The 18,518-nt window shown below is 57.2% G+C and carries 17 protein-coding genes; 14 read left to right on the top strand and 3 right to left on the bottom strand.

Going from position 1 to position 18,518, the window contains the following annotated elements:
* Positions 1 to 205: 205 nt before the first annotated feature.
* The 5 genes from AC2FNU_RS12650 to AC2FNU_RS12630 all read left to right on the top strand — a co-directional run bounded on the left by AC2FNU_RS12650 (position 206) and on the right by AC2FNU_RS12630 (position 6,150).
* On the top strand, positions 206 to 1,300 hold the full coding sequence (locus AC2FNU_RS12650) for an alcohol dehydrogenase family protein (protein ID WP_496788689.1): 1,095 nt from the start codon (positions 206 to 208) through the stop codon (positions 1,298 to 1,300).
* 74 nt (positions 1,301 to 1,374) lie between these two features.
* Entirely contained in the window at positions 1,375 to 2,478 is a 1,104-nt protein-coding gene (locus AC2FNU_RS12645) for a mandelate racemase/muconate lactonizing enzyme family protein (RefSeq protein ID WP_496788685.1), read from the top strand.
* A gap of 30 nt (positions 2,479 to 2,508) precedes the next feature.
* Positions 2,509 to 3,870, top strand: coding sequence for an aminotransferase class III-fold pyridoxal phosphate-dependent enzyme (locus AC2FNU_RS12640; RefSeq protein ID WP_496788681.1), 1,362 nt, complete (start codon positions 2,509 to 2,511; stop codon positions 3,868 to 3,870).
* A 24-nt stretch (positions 3,871 to 3,894) separates the two neighbouring features.
* Complete coding sequence (locus AC2FNU_RS12635) at positions 3,895 to 5,109, top strand: NAD(P)/FAD-dependent oxidoreductase (protein WP_496788677.1); 1,215 nt, start codon at positions 3,895 to 3,897, stop codon at positions 5,107 to 5,109.
* An 18-nt stretch (positions 5,110 to 5,127) separates the two neighbouring features.
* Entirely contained in the window at positions 5,128 to 6,150 is a 1,023-nt protein-coding gene (locus AC2FNU_RS12630; protein WP_496788674.1) for a GlxA family transcriptional regulator, read from the top strand.
* A 47-nt stretch (positions 6,151 to 6,197) separates the two neighbouring features.
* On the opposite strand, the gene AC2FNU_RS12625 is transcribed toward AC2FNU_RS12630, so the two are convergent.
* Positions 6,198 to 7,085, bottom strand: a complete 888-nt coding sequence (locus tag AC2FNU_RS12625; protein WP_496788672.1) for a LysR substrate-binding domain-containing protein — start codon at positions 7,083 to 7,085, stop codon at positions 6,198 to 6,200.
* 77 nt (positions 7,086 to 7,162) lie between these two features.
* Here AC2FNU_RS12625 and AC2FNU_RS12620 point away from each other — a divergent pair, with 77 nt between their 5' ends.
* The 4 genes from AC2FNU_RS12620 to AC2FNU_RS12605 are packed head-to-tail and all read left to right on the top strand — an operon-like array spanning position 7,163 to position 11,460.
* Positions 7,163 to 8,314 carry a CaiB/BaiF CoA transferase family protein gene (locus tag AC2FNU_RS12620; RefSeq protein WP_496788667.1) on the top strand — a complete coding sequence of 384 codons (1,152 nt, stop codon included), beginning with the start codon at positions 7,163 to 7,165 and terminating at the stop codon, positions 8,312 to 8,314.
* Positions 8,315 to 8,336: 22 nt separating this feature from the next.
* Positions 8,337 to 9,170, top strand: coding sequence for an HTD2 family dehydratase (locus AC2FNU_RS12615; RefSeq protein ID WP_496788662.1), 834 nt, complete (start codon positions 8,337 to 8,339; stop codon positions 9,168 to 9,170).
* 11 nt (positions 9,171 to 9,181) lie between these two features.
* A complete protein-coding gene (locus tag AC2FNU_RS12610) occupies positions 9,182 to 10,600 on the top strand; it encodes an MmgE/PrpD family protein (RefSeq protein WP_496788658.1) in 1,419 nt (472 codons plus the stop codon).
* Entirely contained in the window at positions 10,597 to 11,460 is an 864-nt protein-coding gene (locus AC2FNU_RS12605) for an HpcH/HpaI aldolase/citrate lyase family protein (protein WP_496788656.1), read from the top strand. Before AC2FNU_RS12610 ends, AC2FNU_RS12605 begins: the two co-directional genes overlap by 4 nt.
* Positions 11,461 to 11,480: 20 nt before the next feature.
* Here the strand turns inward: AC2FNU_RS12605 and AC2FNU_RS12600 are convergent, their stop codons facing one another.
* The gene (locus AC2FNU_RS12600; protein WP_496788654.1) at positions 11,481 to 12,356 is read right to left on the bottom strand and encodes an amidohydrolase family protein; all 876 of its coding nucleotides are present in this window, start codon (positions 12,354 to 12,356) and stop codon (positions 11,481 to 11,483) included.
* Positions 12,353 to 13,357, bottom strand: a complete 1,005-nt coding sequence (locus AC2FNU_RS12595) for a nuclear transport factor 2 family protein (RefSeq protein WP_496788652.1) — start codon at positions 13,355 to 13,357, stop codon at positions 12,353 to 12,355. Before AC2FNU_RS12595 ends, AC2FNU_RS12600 begins: the two co-directional genes overlap by 4 nt.
* Positions 13,358 to 13,470: 113 nt before the next feature.
* Here AC2FNU_RS12595 and AC2FNU_RS12590 point away from each other — a divergent pair, with 113 nt between their 5' ends.
* From AC2FNU_RS12590 to AC2FNU_RS12570, 5 genes are all read left to right on the top strand, one after another.
* Entirely contained in the window at positions 13,471 to 14,517 is a 1,047-nt protein-coding gene (locus AC2FNU_RS12590; protein WP_496788650.1) for an ABC transporter ATP-binding protein, read from the top strand.
* Positions 14,518 to 14,613: 96 nt separating this feature from the next.
* On the top strand, positions 14,614 to 15,858 hold the full coding sequence (locus tag AC2FNU_RS12585; RefSeq protein WP_496788645.1) for an ABC transporter substrate-binding protein: 1,245 nt from the start codon (positions 14,614 to 14,616) through the stop codon (positions 15,856 to 15,858).
* Between the two features lie 69 nt (positions 15,859 to 15,927).
* On the top strand, positions 15,928 to 16,959 hold the full coding sequence (locus tag AC2FNU_RS12580; RefSeq protein WP_496788641.1) for a carbohydrate ABC transporter permease: 1,032 nt from the start codon (positions 15,928 to 15,930) through the stop codon (positions 16,957 to 16,959).
* Between the two features lie 9 nt (positions 16,960 to 16,968).
* Complete coding sequence (locus AC2FNU_RS12575; protein WP_171187560.1) at positions 16,969 to 17,850, top strand: carbohydrate ABC transporter permease; 882 nt, start codon at positions 16,969 to 16,971, stop codon at positions 17,848 to 17,850.
* 136 nt (positions 17,851 to 17,986) lie between these two features.
* Positions 17,987 to 18,517, top strand: coding sequence for an ester cyclase (locus AC2FNU_RS12570; protein ID WP_171187562.1), 531 nt, complete (start codon positions 17,987 to 17,989; stop codon positions 18,515 to 18,517).
* Position 18,518 lies beyond the last annotated feature (1 nt).

Raw genomic sequence — 18,518 nt, 5'->3', positions numbered from 1 at the left:
CCAACGTGCCGGGTCAGGAGATCGAAGTGATCGTTGCAGGTGAGCCGCGCAAAGGCCGCATTCTGGGTGAGCCTGCCTATGATCCGCAAAGCAAGCTGCCGCGCACCGGCGCGCCTGCTGCGGCTCCTGCATAAGACAAAACCGGCGGGCATCAAACAGGTGCCCGCCGCGTAAGACCAATAGCTCAGTTCAGGACACAGATCGGATGATCCCGGAAACGATGAAAGCCGTTGTACTAAATGGTCATGGCGGGCTGGACATGCTGGAATACCGCGACATGCCCACACCGACCCCTGAAAAGGGTGAGGTGCTGATCAAAGTCGGTGCCTGTGGTCTGAACAATACTGACATCAACACCCGCACTGCCTGGTATTCCAAAAAGGTAGACGCTGATCTGGGCAGCGGGGCGGCGGATGGTTTTGACGAAGCCAGCGGCGATGACGGCACCTGGGGCAGCGGGTCGTTGAATTTCCCCGTCATTCAGGGTGCGGATGTTGCTGGTGAAATCGTTGCCGTTGGCGAAGGCGTTGATCCCGCTCGCATCGGCGAACGCGTAATGATCGACCCTTGGCTGCTGAGCCACGGGGATTGGCTGAACCCTGAGAACTCGGGCTATTTCGGGTCCGAGGCGGATGGCGGGTATGCCGAATACACCAAAGTGCGCGCAGCCAATGCAGTGCCTGTGAAAAGCAGCCTGAGCGATGCGGAACTGGCCACTTTCCCTTGCGCTTATACAACAGCGGAAAATCTGGTTCAGCGCACCGCGCCGCGTCCGGGTGAGGTCGTGGTGATCACGGGCGCATCCGGCGGCGTGGGTTCGGCGGCGATTCAGCTGTGTCGTCTGCGTGGCTGCAAGGTGATTGCGATTGCCAGCCCCTCGAAGGGCGAAATGCTGCATGAGTTGGGTGCAGCCCATGTCATCGACCGCAACACCCCCGATCTGGAAACCGCTATTCGTGACGTGGCAGGTGGTCCAGTGGACATCGCGTTGGACGTTGTCGGCGCGCCGATGTTCATGCCGCTGATCAACGCTCTGCGTCAGGGTGGGCGGTACTCGACCTCAGGCTGCATCGCGGGTCAGATGGCTGAGTTCGACCTGCGCCAGCTGGTTTACAAAGACCTGCAACTGACCGGCGCAACCATCTGCCCGGCAGGCACGATGCAGCGTGTGGTGGGCATGATCGAAACCGGGGCGCTGAAGCCTCTGTTGGCGGCGACTTATCCGCTGGAAGATCTTGCACAGGCGCAAGAGGCGTTCATGCAGAAAACGCATGTTGGCAACATCGTGGTGACGCCCTGACGCGCGCTACGACCCTTTGAAAATAACGGCCAAGACCGCCTGTGGTTCGGCGGGTCAATGTAAGGAAAACAGACGTGAAGATCACCCGCGTTGCAGCTTGGGAAGTTCCACTGACCAGCCATGACACGTATTACATGGCGGATGGGAAAACCTGCGACACGACAACCTCGGTTGTACTGCGTCTCGACACCGATACAGGCCTGTCCGGCTGGGGTGAGGTCTGCCCGATCCCGCATTACCTGCCTGCCTATGCCAAGGGCGTGATCCCGGCCATCACTGAGCTGGCCCCGGTTCTGATCGGTGCCGACCCGGTTGGGCCCGAAACTGTAATGGAGCAGGTGAACAGGTTTCTGCAGGGCCATCCTTACGCGAAATCCGCGCTGGATACTGCGCTGTGGGATCTGACCGGGCAAGCCGCCGGTCTGCCGGTGCACCGTCTGTTGGGCGGGCGGCAGGTCAAGAATATGCCGCTCTATCACTCGATCACCTGCGTGGTACCGGACGAAATGGCACGCATGGCGCAGGACGCATATGACAAAGGGATGCGCCAATTTCAGGTCAAGCTGGGTGCCGATGGCGACTGGCAGACTGATGTTGAGCGGCTGACCAAGGTGCGCGAGACAGTTGGCACCGGCCCATTGGTCTATGGCGATTGGAACTGCGGTACTGATGCGCTGACCGCGATCCGGGTTGGTCGCGCTGCGGCCCATCTGGACGTCATGCTGGAACAACCCTGCGCGACGCTCGAGGAATGCGCCCATGTACAGCGCGTCACCGGCCTGCCAATGAAAATCGACGAAAACGCGCATGACGTTGCCTCGGTCATCTCAGCCCATCAGGCTGGTTGCATGCAGGCCGTAGCGCTGAAGCTGTCCAAGATGAGCGGCCTGTCTGCCATGCGCCAGATCCGCGATGTTTGTCTGACACTGGGCACCCAGATGTGTATCGAAGACACTTGGGGCAGCGATATCACGACCGCCGCGCTGCTGCATCTGGCTGCCTCGACCCCCGCGCGTGGCATCATGAACACTTGCGACCTGAGCCACTATGTCGGCCCACGTTTGGCCCCCGACGGCCCAGTGCGCGAGAATGGCCGCATCACCCCGCCCGAAGGGCCCGGTCTGGGCGTCACGCCCGATGCCGACGCTTTGGGCCAGCCCGTCACCATTATCGATTGATCTTAACCCCAGCCTGCCGAGAGACCTGTTATGGAAGATTTCAGCAACGCCTACCCCTCACATGATCCTGAATGGGTCAAAGACATGCACGCAGACCACTATCTGCAAAGCTGGTCGAAACAGGGCAGCCGCCCCCGTGTCATTACTGGCGCGCAGGGCAGCTGGTTCTGGGACAGCGACGGCAAGCGCTATCTCGATTTCCAAAGCCAGCTGGTGAATGCCAATATGGGCCACCAGCACCCCAAGATCGTTCAGGCGATCAAGGATCAGGCCGACAAGCTTTGCTATATCGGCCCGGCGATGGGCTCGGATGTGCGTTCCGAAATGGCGGCGATCATGAATGAGATCACGCCCGAGAACATCACTTCGACCTTTTTCACCACCGGTGGTTCGGCAGCGAACGAAACCGCAATCCGTCTGGCGCGGCACTACACCGGTCGTACCAAGATCGTTGCCCGCTATCGCTCGTATCATGGGGCGACCGGCGGTACGCTGTCGCTGACCGGCGACCCGCGCCATCACCTGACCCGGGCCGATATGCCGGGTGTGGTGCGGATGCTGGACCCCTATGTCTATCGCCTGCCGACCGGGCACACCGACCCGGCAAAGTGCCCGGTGGCGCAGGGCGGTCCGCATCTGGAAGAACTCCTGATGTACGAAAACCCCAACACGGTGGCGGCTGTTATTCTGGAGCCGATCGTGGGCACCAATGGCATCATCGTGCCGCCCGATGGGTATCTTCAGTCGATCAAAGAAACCTGCGAGAAATATGGGATTCTGCTGATCGCAGATGAGGTCATGGCCGGGTTTGGCCGTACCGGCAAATGGTTCGCCGTCGATCACTGGGGCGTTCAGCCCGACATCATCACCAGCGCCAAGGGCATCAACTCGGGCTACGTGCCGCTGGGCACCATGTCAGTTTCGAAGACCCTGCATGACTGGCTGCGCGACTATCCGATGCCGGGCGGTCTGACCTATGCCGGTCACCCGTTGGCCTGTGCCTCGGGCATCGCCGCAATCCGGGCCATGCAGGACGAGGGCGCGCTGGAAAATGCAACCGCTATGGGTGAGAAGATGCGCGCTGAACTGGCCAAAATGGCCGAAAAGCACCCCTGCATCGGCGACATTCGCGGCAAGGGCATGTTCAACGGTATCGAGCTGGTCAAGAACCGCGACACGCGCGAACCGCTGGTGCCGTTTGCCGCCAAGGGCGCAGATGCCAAACCAATGTCGGACATGATGAGCTTTGCGATGAACGAGGGCCTGTACCTATCGTTCTACTCGAACGTCGTTCGCCTGACACCGCCGCTCAACATCAGTGAAGAGGATCTGATGACCGGTCTGGAGATTTTGGATCGCACCCTCGACATCGCTGATCGCGAGTGTGTTTGAGCGTGACTTTGAGAGGCCAATGAAATGACCGACTACGGTGTCATCATTGTTGGGGCGGGGCAAGCTGGTTGCTCCGCCGCAGTCAAACTGCGCAATCTGGGTTACGACAAGCCAATTGCCCTGATCGGTGAAGAGGCGCACCCGCCCTATCAGCGGCCGCCTCTTTCCAAAGCCTATCTTCTGGGCGAGCTGCCGCGTGATCGTCTTTTCCTGAGGCCCGAAAGCTTCTTTGACGAGCACCAGATCGACTTGCATTTGAATCAGCAAGTCACCGAGATATCTGCGGAAAATCAGACACTTGTCTGTGGCGATCAAACGCTGGCGTTTGAGCATCTGGTCATTGCGACCGGCTCGACCCCCAACCGCCTGCCCGAGAGCATTGGTGGCACTCTGCTCGGGACCTACACAATCCGCGGCATTGCCGACATCGATGCAATTGCACCGGAGTTCAAGCAAGGTCGAAAGATCGTCATCATCGGGGGGGGCTACATTGGCCTCGAAGTTGCTGCCGTTGCGGCAAAGCTTGATCTTGATGTCACACTGATCGAAGCCGCTCCGCGCATTTTGCAGCGGGTTGCGGCCCCGGAAACTGCTCGGTATTTCCGCGACCTGCACGATGCCAACAACGTGCGAATTCTTGAAGATACAAAGATTGCGCGCGTCACCGGATCGGATCGCGCAGACGGGGTGGAACTTGCCAATGGTGAGGTGATCCCGGCCGATTTTGTTGTCTTCGGAATTGGAATTACTCCGAACACGGCCCTTGCCGAAGCCGCCGGTGTAGCCGTCGAAAACGGCATCAAAACGGATGCGTGGGGCCGTACTTCGCATCCCTGTATCTGGGCGGCAGGAGACTGTGCAACGTTCCCACATGGTGACGCACAGATCCGCCTGGAAAGCGTCGGCAACGCCATTGATCAGGCCGAAGCGGTTGCTGAAAACATTATGGGAGCAATCAAGCCTTACGAAGCAAAACCCTGGTTTTGGTCTGATCAGTACCATGTCAAGCTTCAGATTGCCGGTCTGAATGTCGGCTACGATCAGGTCGTTTCTCGTGAAGGTGACGATGGGTCGACCTCGGTTTGGTACTACCGTGATGCCAAGCTTATCGCCGCGGACGCGATGAACGACCCGCGCGCCTATATGGTTGCGAAACGACTGATCGAATCCGGAAAGTCCCCGCATCCTAAGATGGTTGCGGATACTGGCACTGATCTCAAATCACTTCTTAAAGTCTGAGGAAAGGCACTGCAGCGCATGTATCTTGAGTCAAAACCCATCACCCGGTGCCGGGAGGGCGAACACCCAAGCGCTGCCGGGCATTCTGCGGGCATCGCGCAGAAGCGCCATTTTTATTTCCTGCTGCTTCCTGGTTCCAACATGTTGGATTTTGCGGCTGGGATCGAACCGTTGCGTGCCGTCAATTCAGTGACAGGCGAAACTGATTACACTTGGTCGATTATGACTGAGACAGGCGCTCCCTTGACGTGTTCCAACGGAATCGAAATCCCTGCGCAGACTGGTCTGTGTACGACGCGACATTCAGATTACGTCATTGTGTGTTCGGGAAATGCCGGATACTTGGAAGCCCGTCCCGAAACCCTGCAATGGTTGCGCAGACATTCCAGATTTGGTGGCCGCGTGGCTGCGATTGGAACCGGCGCGTTTACGTTGGCGCGGGCTGGGTTGGCAAACGAAGCGCAATTGACGTTGCACTGGTCGCTGGCCCCGGTTTTCGAAGAAATGTTTCCGAAACTGGACTGTTTGCCGTCAAGGGTTGTGGCGGATGACGGCGTAGCCTCAAGCGCTGGGGGCACTGCAGGTCTGGATTTGACGCTTTCCATAATCGAGTCAGATTTCGACAACGGCACTGCACAGAAAGTGGCGGATTATTGTGTCCATGACTTCGACTGCCACAGCAACCGGTCGCAACGCCAGGCTATGTCGAAAATGGCCGGATCCCGGAACCCTGCATTTCTGAGTATCCTCAAGAAAATGGAGGACTCGCTGCAGGACCCGATCCCGGTTGATGAACTCATCGAAGACGAAAAAATCTCGAGGCGGCAGATCGAGCGTTTGTTCAACAAACACCTCAAGACAAGCCCGTCCCGATACTATCGCAATTTGCGTCTTGATCGGGCGCGGGTGTTGCTGCGCGGTACCGACCTGTCCATCATTGATGTTGCCGTCGCAACAGGGTTCGCCAGTATCGTAAATTTCTCGAAAGCCTACAAAACGAGATTTGGCGAGCGTCCAACGGCAGACAGATCAGCCGCGTAAAGCCGCGGCTAGCTTACGGCGGTCGAAAGCGGCGCCCGAAAGGTAGACTACATCGCGGCCTCTGCGACCAGCCAGTCCCAGAAGGCGCGAACCCTTGGCTGGCGCTGGCGATGGGAAACCGCACTCAGGAAATAACGCGGGGCAGGAGGCACGGTTTCAGAAGGCAATTCAAAGGGAATGCACAAACGTCCTTCGGCCAGCATCCTTTCGGCATTGGCCCGATTGCCCAGAGCCACGCCGATCCCCCGGGCAGCTGCCTCGAATGCGTGCAGAGAGTAACTGACCGAGAAGAAACGTTGACGACGCAGCCAAGATCGCCCTGCCAGAACTTTTTTCCACGATGTCAGACGCCTTTCAGTTTCTATCAGCGTCGCGCCTTTCAGGTCATCCAAAGCCCGCAATGCGTTCGCCTCAGCATAATCGGTACTGGTCAACGCAACGAGTTCGTCCGGTAAAAACTGTAGTGACACAAGATCCGGGTCGGCCTCGAACCGGTATTCAATGGCAACATCAATACCTCGCTCGTCCGGGTTGAATGTCATCCGGTCGAGAAGACGAATGTCATAGTCGGGATACAGTTCCGAGAACCCGTGCAGCTTGGGCATCAGCCACATTGCGGTCAGCGTAGGCGGGGCCGCAATTGTCAGAACTTCACGTTGAGATTGCTGGGTTGCAACCGATGTCGCACGCCCTATTGCTTCTAGGCCGGGGCGGACTTCCGTCAGATAATCATGCGCGCCTTCGGTGAGAACCAGATTGCGCCCTCGGCGAATGAACAAGGGCGCGCCAAGAAACCCTTCCAATTTGTCCAGCTGATGGCTGACGGCTGGGGGGGTCACGTTCAATTCGGCTGCGGCTGCCCGCACACCGCCCAGACGGGCGACGGTTTCAAACACATTCAACGCGTGAAGGGGTGGGAGTTTGTGAGTCGTCATTTTGTAAAAATTAACTAAACAAAAAACGCAAAAGCAATGAATTTTCTTTCAAGTGAACCGCTTTTATCCTGCTTAAAATGGATCGAAGCAAGGACGCCGAAATGAAGCCGTTGAAAGACATTCTCGTGGTCTCGATCGAACAGGCACTGGCCGCACCGCTGTGCACTGCGCGACTGGCCGAAGCAGGCGCACGTGTCATCAAGATCGAACGCGCAGAAGGGGATTTTGCGCGTGGCTATGATCGTGCGGCCAAAGGCACAAGTTCGTATTTTGCCTGGACCAACCAAGGCAAGGAATCGTTGGCGCTTGACTTCCGCACTGAGGAAGACGCGGCCTTGCTGCATCGCATTATCGCGCAGGCTGATGTTTTTGTTCAGAATCTTGCGCCGGGAGCCATGGCGCGTGCCGGGTTTGGTTCAGCACAGTTGCGTGAAAAGCACCCGCATCTCATTACCGTTGACATCACCGGCTATGGAGAAAGCGACGCGGTCAAGCACCTGAAGGCTTATGACTTTCTGATACAGGCTGAATCCGGTCTCACTGGAATCAGCGGTGGTGTTAACGAAATGGGACGCATCGGCGTATCGATTTGTGATATTGGTGCAGGCATGACCTGCCACGCGGCCGTTTTAGAAGCCCTGATGCGCCGTGAAATGACGGGCGAAGGGGCAGCTTTGGCTGTCTCGTTGTTCGACGTGGCGGCTGACTGGATGAGTGTCCCGCTGATGCACAGCGAATACGGAAAAGGGGCCCCGCAACGCGTGGGTTTGCGCCATCCCAGCATGGCCCCCTATGGTGCGTTCGAAACGAGCGAAGGGGCATTAACGTTAATCGCCATTCAAAACGAGCGTGAGTGGCAGCGGTTTTGCCAAGAGGTCTTGCGCTCGAACACCGCAGGCTCAGACTCCAGATTTGCGTCCAACAATGACCGGGTCGCCAACCGTGACGCGCTGGAGGACCTGATTTCCAAGATGTCGCGAGGGTTGACCTTGCAAGAGTTCCGCGCCCGGTTGGCTGCAGCAAACATCGCGTATGGCGCGGTTAACAGTGTTGATGCGCTGGGCAACCACCCAGCCCTGCGGCGTCGCGAAGTGACAACCGAAGGAAACGAAACGATCGCGATACCCGCAGCGCCAATTCGCTGGTTGGATGTCGAACAGGTCGACCCGTTGTCGTCCGCCCCCGCAATCAACCAGCATGGCCCGGCGCTGCGCGCTGAATTCGCCTGACCAAAGCAGAAAGGTCAACATGATGTCGCAAGCCGTAGACTCCTGGATCGGACGTTCGGAGACGCACGAGGACTGTTTGCGCGCCGAGCCCGCCCGTTTCATGCAAGCCACGATTGGTCGCGAACCGACGTTGCAAAACGGCGATGCATTGCCGCCCTTGTGGCATTGGCTCTACTTTCTCGAAGCAAAACCGGCTGATCAGTTGGGCAGGGACGGTCATCCGAAAAAGGGGGGGTTTCTCCCTCCTGTCGCGCTGCCCCGACGGATGTGGGCCGGTGGCAGGTTTGAATTTCTGGCCCCGGTTCCGATTGGCGATCAGGTCAAAAAGCGGTCTACGATCAAGCATATTGCGGAAAAGAACGGGCGCAGCGGCTCTTTGTGTTTCGTAACCGTTCTGCACGAGGTTTTCCTGAGCGACGGCACGCTTGCTTTGACCGAAGAGCATGACATCGTGTACCGCGAAGATCCCCACCCTGACGCCCCGAAACCCGTGCCGGCACAAGCGCCTGACAACGCCGAAGTGTCCGAGATGATCTCGCCCACACAGGTTATGCTGTTTCGTTATTCGGCGCTGACCTTCAATGGGCATCGGGTTCATTATGACGTGGATTATGCCCGTTCGGTCGAAGGGTATGACGGTCTGGTCTTTCATGGGCCGCTCACGGCAACTTTGCTGGTCGACCTTGCCCAACGCACCATGGGAAAAGCACCAAAAACATTTGGGTTTCGTGGGACCGCACCTCTGGCGGGTATGAATCCCTTCCATATCGAAGGTGTCCGCGAAAACAATACGATGCAGCTGTGGGCACGCCGCTTCGACGGGGCCCAGGCCATGCAAGCAACAGCCACTTTCTAAGGTTCAGGTCAATGCAATCGAAACTCGACGTGGATCAATCCATGGCAAAACCAAATGTGCTGAACTTCTCGGAGCGCCTTGCGGACTGGGCAACGCAATCGGACCTTGGTGTTGACGACGAGGTGAGAGAACAGGCGCGTTTCACGCTAATCGACACACTGTCCTGCATGGTTTTGGGCGCGACAGAGCGTCAGGCTGTTGCTGCGTCGGATGCAATGCTTTTTGGTCTGAGACAGGGTTCAGTGCCACCGGTCGGTGGGGGTGAGATGCTGTCGATAACCGGTGCAGCGCTGGCAAATGGCGCGCGTGCAGCGGCGCTGGATTTTGACGATTACGAACTGTCCGGGTCCAGTCACGCAAGCGCGCCGGTTCTGAGCGCTTTGCTGAGCCTTGCGCACAAGGTGCCGATGACAATTAACGAAATGAATGACGCCTGGATCGTAGGGTATGAGACCATCATTTGGATGGGCAAGGCGCTGGGATACGGTCACTACGATATCGGATGGCACTCGACCTCAACTTTGGGCCCGATCGGCACAGCTGCTGCAGTGTCCAAGGCACTTGCGCTTTCGGCGCGGCAAATGTCCAATGCCATGGCGCTTGCGGTGTCGTCTTCGTCCGGGTTGCTGACCCAGATCGGCTATGACGCCAAAGCGCTTCATACCGGATTGGCGGCGGAAGCTGGGCTGAGGGCAGCGCTTTTGGGTCGTGCAGACGCAACTGGAAACTGCAATCTGTGGGATTCCGAGTTTGGGTTTACAAAGGTTTACGGTACCCCGGAATCCATCGGTTTTCGTGAAATGATGAAGACAATGGAACTGGGTCAGGCGGTTCAACAATATCCGGTTATCCGAAAGCTATGGCCGAGCTGCGCCTACACGCAACGCCCAATTTACGGTGCGATTGAGTTGAGCCGGCAGATCAAACACCCAAGCGATATCGCCTCCGTCAAAATCCGCATGCCCGCGCCGTTCCATCGCGTTGCTGGCTTTGGTGTGCCGGACAACGACGCCGAAGCCCGCTTTTCGGTGCGCTACTGTATCGCCGTTGGTTTGCTGGAAGGCCGCGTCGTCCCCGGCGATTTTGAGCCAGACGGATTTAATGATCCTCAGCGTCGCGAGCTGACAGCTTCGATCGAGCTGGATCTGTACGATCTGCCAAAAGGCGACACTGGTGACATCGGACCGACTACCCCGGAAACGATCACAGTCGAACTCAAGGACGGACAGGTGATCAGCCATGAAATGACTTTTGTTCCCGGCGGTGCGTCCATGCCCATGACCAAAGCCGACTTAATGCAGAAGGTGCGCGCCTGCGGCTGCTCGGTCGAATTGGCGCAGGCGTATCTGGCGGCACATGGCGATACGCCTTTGTTGGACACCGGATTGCTTGGTCAGGTGTCGCCCTCAATGATGGCGCGTGCAGGATGAAAAACAAAACTCTCAGGTCGCTTCTTTATATCCCCGGGCATGTTGAAGCCTTTGTGGCCAAAGCTGCAAAGACGGACGCTGATGTCGTAATCCTTGATCTTGAGGATGCAGTGCCGCAGTCCGAAAAGGAAAACGGACGGCAAAAGCTTCGCAGTGCGGCGACCGCCCTTCGGGAAAATGGCAAATCGGTCGCGGTCAGGATCAACAACGACGACGCGCTGTTGGAGGATGACCTGTCTGCAGCGACTGCGGCGGGTGTTGATTATTTGATCCTGCCAAAAGTCGAAAGCCCTGAATTTGTTCTGAAAATTGCCGATTTTGTTCGCGCCGAGGGGTGCGATGACGTGTCCCTGATCGGTTTGATCGAAAGCCCGGTGGGGTTGCTCAATGCGCCGATGATTGCTGCGGCGCACGAGCGATTGATCGCGTTGAATCTCGGGACAGAGGATTTCTGCCTCGAGATGGGCATGGAGCCCGAATGGGATGGCCTGCTTTATCCGAGCCAACAAATCGTGACAGCAGCGCGGGCGGCCGGCAAAATCCCCTTGGGCTACGCTGGCAGCATCGCGCAATATCACGACATTCCCGCTTTCAGCAGGGTTGCGGAAAGATCTGCCAAATTGGGGTTTGAGGGCGGTTTTGCAATCCACCCTTCACAAGTGTCACCGTTGAATGCTGCGTTTACCCCGTCGGAAAACGCTGTTGCTCAGGCGCAGAGGATTGTTGCTGCATACGAAAAATCCCTGGCTGAAGGCCGTGGTGCCGTTGCGCTGGACAACAAGATGATCGACTTGCCGATCGTCGAAAAAGCGCGGCGCGTCCTTAAGGCGGGATCTCACTTTTCCGACAGTGTCGCATGAACGTTTGCAGTTCTTCGGTGTCAGAGCTGATAAAACCGCTTTGCTGTTTCACGAAACACTGCCACCTTGGCCTCTTCCGGGATTAATTCCGCATATGCCTTCATGAGGGTTGCGTAGTCGCTGTACAGGCTGTCCACCGGAAAGTTCGACCCATACATGGTTCGATGCGCTCCGAATTGGTCAAGGCATGTCTCGACAATCGGGCGGATGCTTTGGGTTGACCAGTGATGGTCAAACATGCCCAGACCCGAGAGTTTACAGGTCACGTGCGGCAAATCTGACAGCGTTCGTAGATTTTTGGCCCATTCATTCAACCCCGCTGTGCTGCGGTCATGGAGTGATCCCGCGTGGCACAGCGCAACTTGCGTGTCCGGCGCCTGCGCCAACAAACCAGCGGTTTTCTCGTAGAGTTCAGGGATCAGTTGCAAATCAAAGCTCAACCCCCGACGCCCGGCCTCTTGCAAACCGGTCAGAAACCGGGTGTCGTCCAATAATGCATTGGTGCCAGTCTGCGCATCCTCGCCGGGCGCGCGGCCAACGATCTGGCGCACGCCGCGTACAGTGCTGAGGTGCTGGAACGCATCCAATTGGTCCATTAGCTTCGGTGCGGTCAGGTCGCAAAAGACCACTTGTGCCATGGGCCAGTTGGGGTTGGCGTCCGCCACCGATTGAACCCATCGGGCTTCGGCCAGTCCATCTTGGGCCCCCACCTGAATATGGACAGAGGCGCGGATGCCCTGAGCTCGGGCATCTGAGCTGAATTCGTCCAAAAGGTAGTTCCGCTGAATGGGAGAGGGGTCGCCAAAAAACCGCTCAACACCTTTGGCCATCAGCCACGGGTAGTGAACGGCGTTTAGATCCCAAAGGTGATGATGCGCATCTATCCAGCCAGTCATGTGCGTGGCACCTGTTGCATGCGTCCCAGAATGTCTACGCCTTGCTGTTTCCAGAAATGCAGTAGGTCAATGAAAATCCAGTTTTCAGCAAGTTTGTCACCTGCGCGGCGGTAAATGTCGATCACGCGGAATTCTCCGGGTTTGTCTGTGGCGGGCATGCCCATGAAACCTCCGGTGGGGCGGGCGGTGAAGTTGGGCCAGCCGAAGAAGCCGCCAAAATGCCCTTCGGCCATGCGGCAGATATGCCCGGTTTTTGTACGATCAGTGAAGCTGGCGCGGAACGGTCCTGCATGTTGCTTGGCGTAGCGCTCAATCGTGTAGGTTGCGCCGATCCCCGTGGGTCCCCACCACAGCATGTCTTCGTGCCACGTACGGCGCAGTTCGTCCTCAAGGCTCAGCCCGCTGTTCCACTGACCCAGATCCGAGATCATCGCGTTGATCGCAGCCAGTGTCTTTTCGCCTTCTTCCGGGGGCTGCGGATCGAACATCAATCCATCGTGGGTCATCGGCCCCGGCTGAACCAGCTGAGCGGCTGTTTGCGGTGGAAATGGCTGCAACCCGGCCTGAAGCATGAGGTGCGGAATATCGAAATACATCGCCGTTTCGGTGATCTTGCCGTCTTCCACACGGTTGAATTCGCAATAACGCAAAAAAGCCAACTTGCCGGTCGGTGCGATACCCAACCAGGGCGTATCAAACAAACCCATCAGATGCCCCATCGACACCACCCAGACAGACGAAAAGTCATCCATTTCGTTGGCGCCTGCCATGAATACATCCTGCCGTCTTTGCAGTTGCGTCAGAGACGTGCGCACGGGCGTCCAGAAGGTATCTGCAACGGCCTGAGGCCCGTGTATTTCATCAAATGGATGAAACCCGCGCCAGATGTGATTCGAGCTGTAGTACTCTGACAGAACCTTGTGTTCTGCACCTGTTTCGGAACGGTCTAGTTGCTCATAAAACTCTTTGATTACTTGCTTTTCTGCCGAGAACCCGGACATCGAGTAGCGCCTTTCTGCATACGATTGCAAAAAAACCTTGCCAAAATGACGCAGTTAAGTCTACCGTGTTTGCAAGCGTATGCAAAAAATTTCCAATCCAACGGGAGAAGCGGATGGCCGAGATTCAATTGCGCAATGTTGGCAAGCGATGGGGTTCGTTTGTCGGCGTCGACAATTTCGATCTGACCATAGCTGACAAGGAGTTCCTGGTTCTGCTGGGTCCCTCAGGCTGCGGCAAAACCACAACGATGCGGATGATCGCCGGTCTGGAAGATGCCAGCGAAGGCGACATCATGATCGACGGCGTACGCGTCAATGATATGGAGCCCAAAGATCGCGATGTGGCGATGGTGTTCCAGTCTTATGCGCTCTATCCAAACATGAACGTGTACGAGAACATCCGCTTCCCGCTGCGGGTTCGTGGCATCGATCCGGCGACCCATGACGACAAGGTGCGCCGCGCCTCGGCCATGGTCGAGTTGGACGACTTCCTGCACCGCAAACCGGCGGAACTGTCGGGTGGTCAGCGCCAGCGTGTCGCTCTGGCGCGCGCCATTGTGCGCGAACCGAACGTCTTCTTGATGGACGAACCGCTGTCCAACCTGGACGCGAAACTGCGCGTCTCGACCCGGGCGCAGATCAAGAATCTCAGCCATGAACTGGCCGTGACCACGATCTACGTGACTCACGACCAGATCGAAGCAATGACGCTGGCAGATCGCGTTGTGGTGATGAAAAGCGGCGTGGTTCAGCAGGTCGGCAGCCCGACCGAAATCTATGACACCCCGGCCAATACCTTTGTGGCCAGCTTTATCGGCAACCCGGCCATGAACCTGATGGAAGGTCAGGTGCGAAACGGCACGTTTGTAGCCGACCACGTGGAAATCCCGAATGTCACCGCGCCTGACGGTCCTCTGACACTAGGGTTCCGCGCCGAAGATGCTGCGCTGGCTGAAGACGGGCAGGGTCAGATCAACGCGCCGATCTACACTCAGGAATTGTTGGGTGATGCGACAATGATCTCGGTTCGTGTCGGTGGCGCATTGGTTTCTGTAAAAGCAGATAAAAACTTCCGAGCAGAGATTGACGACATGGTATCAATTTCGGTTCCCGCCGAAATCTGCCATCTGTTCGACGGCAAGACCGGCGAACGGATCTGAATACAGCCGTAATCAATCACCGGGGGGCAGCCCCGGGACCAAACTTGCATGCGTCGTTGGCGCGCGCATCACAATTCAGAGAAACAGGGAGATGAGATGTTTCTGAAAAAACTAGCTACCGCAACCGCCTTTGTGGGTCTGATGGGGTCGGCGGCTTACGCCGCCAACTGTGGCCCTGAAGGTCAATCCATTCGCATTCTTGCCAGCGACTTCCCAGCGATTCATGCTGTCGCAGGCGCTGCTGAAGCCAACTGTGCATCCGGTGCGTCCGAGTTTTCCACCAACCACACCACCGAAGCCCGCCAGATCATGAACGCGGCTCTGACGCCGAACCCGGCTGAATATTCGTCGGTCATTTTGGCCAACGCGACGCTGACTCAGCTGATGAATGACGGTCTGGTCCGTCCGCTGAACGATCTGGTTGAAAAGTATGGTGAAAACATCTCGCCGAACCTGCTGATCACCATCGATGGCAACGTGATGGCCGTGGCATTCATGGCAAACTCGCAGCACCTTTTCTCGCGCAAGGATATCCTTGAGCAGGCAGGTTTCGAAGGCATCCCGGCCACTTACGAAGAGGTTCTGGAAGCCGCAGCCATGATCCGCGAAGCGGGTATCATGGAGCACCCGATTGTCATGAACCTGCAAACCGGCTGGAACGTCGGTGAGGTGTTCAACATGATCTATCTGGGTCACGGCGGAGAGTTCTTTGAACCTGGTTCCGCAGAACCGGCGGTCAACAATGAAAAAGGCATTGCTGCGTTGGAAGTCATGAAAGCGCTGACCGAGTATGCGCATCCTGACCACTTGACCCATGCTTCGAACGAAACGCAGGGTTTGTGGGAATCCGGGCAGGCAGCACTGGGTGTTATGTGGGGTTCGCGCGGTTCGCCGATCCTTGACGACGAAGGCTCAACCGAAGAAGTGACGTCGAACACCGTTCTGTCTGCGGCTCCGACCGTCGGCGGTGGCTCGATCCCTTCGGCCACACTGTGGTGGGACGGCATCGCGATCTCGTCCAACGTCTCGGATGAAGAGGCGGAAGCCACCTTTGCGGCTCTGGTCAGTGCTCTGACACCGGACATGGTTGCAGCCAACAACGATGACGCCGTCTGGCTGCTGGAGGGCTTCCAGCCCGGACCGGCTGCGGCGGGCGTTGCGCAAACCGCTCAGGGTGGTGCAAAGCCATATCCGATGATCCCGCAGATGGGCCTGCTGCACGCAGCGCTCGGCGCGGAATTGGCGGATTTCCTGAAAGGGGATGAAAGCGCCGAACAAGCGCTGGCCGACGTCGAGGCCGCCTACAGAACATCCGCAAAAGAAGCTGGTTTCCTCCAGTAATTTTACCGGACCCGAGGGGGCTGTTTTGGCCCCCTCACGCAACTCGGACTTCAGATCGGGACGAACGCCATGAAGCACCGCACCTTTTTCTGGTTCATTCTGCCGACGCTTTCCGCGATGATCCTGTTCATCGCACTTCCTATCGTCTCAGTCTTTATCCAGTCGTTGTTCGTAGCACACGAACAGGTATTGGTCGTCTCCGAAAGCTGCGGCCCGTTTGGATGTACTCCAACAACTTCGGTTGACCTTGAAGCAACGGCCCAGTTGCAGGAAGAACGGCCATTGGGTCAGTTCAACGGCTTGGGCACCTACACCAATCGTTCGCATCTTGCCTTCGCCGAAATACGCGAAGCCTGGGCAAGCACAGAGACGATGGGTGAATTCTGGTCTCAGGTGTACAACCTGCCTTTCTACAGCGCCCTGACCTTTACCTTGGTGTACACGGCAATTGTCACACCGCTGGTTCTGATACTTGGTATGGCGATTGCAGTGGGCGTAAACAATCTGCCCAACATGCTGAAAGGGATAGCGATTTTCATCTCGCTGTTGCCCTTCCTCGTTACGCCGCTTGTTGGCTCACTGATCCTCTTTTGGATGGTTGACAGCGATGGCGTGATCGGGGCGACGATTCAGAACATATTCAACGATCCGACGCTGAGTTTGAAAGCCTCTACCGCGCTGACGTGGATCATGCTCATGTTCTACGGGGTGTGGCACACTTTGCCGTTCAGCTTTATCACCTTCTACGCAGGCTTGCAGACGGTTCCTGAGGATACGATGGAGGCCGCACAGATCGACGGTGCCACGAAATGGCAGCGCATGATCCACGTGATTGTGCCGCATCTTGCTCCGCTGGTGTCCTTTGTGACGCTGATGCTGATCATGGACAACTTCCGTGTCTTCGAACCTATCGTCAGCTTCAAGGCCGAAGCGCACGCTCAGTCGCTCAGCTGGATCATCTACAACGACCTGCGCGAAAGCGGCAATCCGCTTTACGGTTCGGCCGGTGCGACTTCGCTGATTACCATTATTCTGGTGATCATTCTGATGACGCCTGTGCTGATCCGCACCTGGCGCGACTTCACCCGCAAATCTCACTGAGGACACGACATGGCGACCAAAGCACAATCTCGCATGACCCCGCTTAAGCTGTTCTCATACGCCTTTGTGGCGGTGTGGCTGATCATTGCGGCGTTCCCGTTCTTCTGGACTTTCTGGGGCAGCTTCAAAGTACAGGCAGACTTTTTGTCTAAGGCCGACTGGATGAACGCCTTGACAGGGACCAACACGATCGAGCAAACCGGAAGCGCCTTCACCGGAGCCGGATATTACGGGGCTTGGGTGCTTGAGGATTTCTGGTTCAATTTCAGAAACACCGGCATCGTTGTGTTCTTTACGGTGGTCATCTCGCTGACCTTCGGCACACTGGGTGGCTATGCTTTGGCCCGGTCCGGTTTCCGCTATGCCTTCTGGATCCTGATGGCTGCGCTGGTGTTCCGTGCCATGCCGCATATCACGCTGGTCTCGGGTTATCTGTTGCCGTTCTTCGAGTGGAACGTCTGGGGTATTCTGCCCACCACGATTATCGTTCTGGTGGCGATCAACCAGCCGTTCACGCTGTGGATGCTGCATTCGTTCTTCAAGAACATCCCCAAAGACATGGACGAAAGCGCCATGGTCGATGGCTGCACCCGGTTCCAGGCGTTCTGGCATGTGATCGTGCCGGTCATGTGGCCCGGCGTGATTACCACTGGTCTGTTTAGCTTCCTGCTGGCCTATAACGACTTTGCCGTGACTGCGATGCTGCTGAGTGAAGAGAATGAGACCATCATTCCTGCCATCAACAGCTTCATGGGCACCACACAAGTTGAAGGCAAGATCATGTACGCGGTTGCTGCCGTGGTCTCGACCACTGCCCCGCTGTTTGTCCTGATCCTGTTCTTCCAGCGCCAGATCGTGAGTGGTCTGACAGCCGGTGCGGTCAAAGGCTGATGAGCGCATCTGCAAGACATAACGCGGTTGCGCGCCACCCGGCGCTCAACCGGATGCCAAGAGATTTTCTGACGCGCGGCTGACCCTCTCCGCCAAACAGAACATCTTATTAGAATACGATTAAAGGACTGAAAACATGAAGGGTTCACGCCCCGAACAAGCCGTGCTGACCAAAGACACGGATATGAGCAAAACCGAAGAAACGCGCGCCGTCATCGAAGGGATGGTTGACGGGCTGAATGACCACCGCATCGATGACATCGGTGAGTTCTTCGCGCAGGGTTTCCGCTGGATGGGCAACCAGGGCTGCGGCACCAAGACCGGGTTGAATGAATTCCAGGACAATTGGCAACGCCCGTTTCAGGCGGCGTTTTCCGACAAGACCTGCATTGATGAGGCGCGTCTTTATATGGGTGAATGGGCTGCGGCCTTTGGTCGGCAGGAAGCCACTCATTCCGGCGAGTTTCTGGGCATTCCCGCGACCGGTAAGCGGGTCGAGATTCGTTACATGGATTTTTGGAAAGTGGTTGACGGCAAAATCGTCGACAACTGGGTGAATGTCGACTTCGCCCATGTGGCGGCCCAATTGGGCGTCGATCTGTTCCAAGGGAACGGATGGGAAGCATATGACCGGGGCGAGAAAACTCCGCCTCGGCCCGCAAACTGAG

It is taken from the genome of Ruegeria sp. BHSB064, assembly GCF_059613205.1.
Note: the sequence above shows the minus strand (reverse complement) of the source record. Positions and strands in the feature narration are given on the sequence as shown.

Excerpts from the sequence above, each read along its gene's own strand:
- AC2FNU_RS12650 (WP_496788689.1), top strand. The coding sequence starts at position 206 with ATGATCCCGGAAACGATGAAAGCCGTTGTACTAAATGGTCATGGCGGG.
- AC2FNU_RS12640 (WP_496788681.1), top strand. The coding sequence starts at position 2,509 with ATGGAAGATTTCAGCAACGCCTACCCCTCACATGATCCTGAATGGGTC.
- AC2FNU_RS12635 (WP_496788677.1), top strand. The coding sequence starts at position 3,895 with ATGACCGACTACGGTGTCATCATTGTTGGGGCGGGGCAAGCTGGTTGC.
- AC2FNU_RS12630 (WP_496788674.1), top strand. The coding sequence starts at position 5,128 with ATGTATCTTGAGTCAAAACCCATCACCCGGTGCCGGGAGGGCGAACAC.
- AC2FNU_RS12625 (WP_496788672.1), bottom strand. The coding sequence starts at position 7,085 with ATGACGACTCACAAACTCCCACCCCTTCACGCGTTGAATGTGTTTGAA.
- AC2FNU_RS12620 (WP_496788667.1), top strand. The coding sequence starts at position 7,163 with ATGGATCGAAGCAAGGACGCCGAAATGAAGCCGTTGAAAGACATTCTC.
- AC2FNU_RS12615 (WP_496788662.1), top strand. The coding sequence starts at position 8,337 with ATGTCGCAAGCCGTAGACTCCTGGATCGGACGTTCGGAGACGCACGAG.
- AC2FNU_RS12610 (WP_496788658.1), top strand. The coding sequence starts at position 9,182 with ATGCAATCGAAACTCGACGTGGATCAATCCATGGCAAAACCAAATGTG.
- AC2FNU_RS12605 (WP_496788656.1), top strand. The coding sequence starts at position 10,597 with ATGAAAAACAAAACTCTCAGGTCGCTTCTTTATATCCCCGGGCATGTT.
- AC2FNU_RS12600 (WP_496788654.1), bottom strand. The coding sequence starts at position 12,356 with ATGACTGGCTGGATAGATGCGCATCATCACCTTTGGGATCTAAACGCC.
- AC2FNU_RS12595 (WP_496788652.1), bottom strand. The coding sequence starts at position 13,357 with ATGTCCGGGTTCTCGGCAGAAAAGCAAGTAATCAAAGAGTTTTATGAG.
- AC2FNU_RS12590 (WP_496788650.1), top strand. The coding sequence starts at position 13,471 with ATGGCCGAGATTCAATTGCGCAATGTTGGCAAGCGATGGGGTTCGTTT.
- AC2FNU_RS12585 (WP_496788645.1), top strand. The coding sequence starts at position 14,614 with ATGTTTCTGAAAAAACTAGCTACCGCAACCGCCTTTGTGGGTCTGATG.
- AC2FNU_RS12580 (WP_496788641.1), top strand. The coding sequence starts at position 15,928 with ATGAAGCACCGCACCTTTTTCTGGTTCATTCTGCCGACGCTTTCCGCG.
- AC2FNU_RS12575 (WP_171187560.1), top strand. The coding sequence starts at position 16,969 with ATGGCGACCAAAGCACAATCTCGCATGACCCCGCTTAAGCTGTTCTCA.
- AC2FNU_RS12570 (WP_171187562.1), top strand. The coding sequence starts at position 17,987 with ATGAAGGGTTCACGCCCCGAACAAGCCGTGCTGACCAAAGACACGGAT.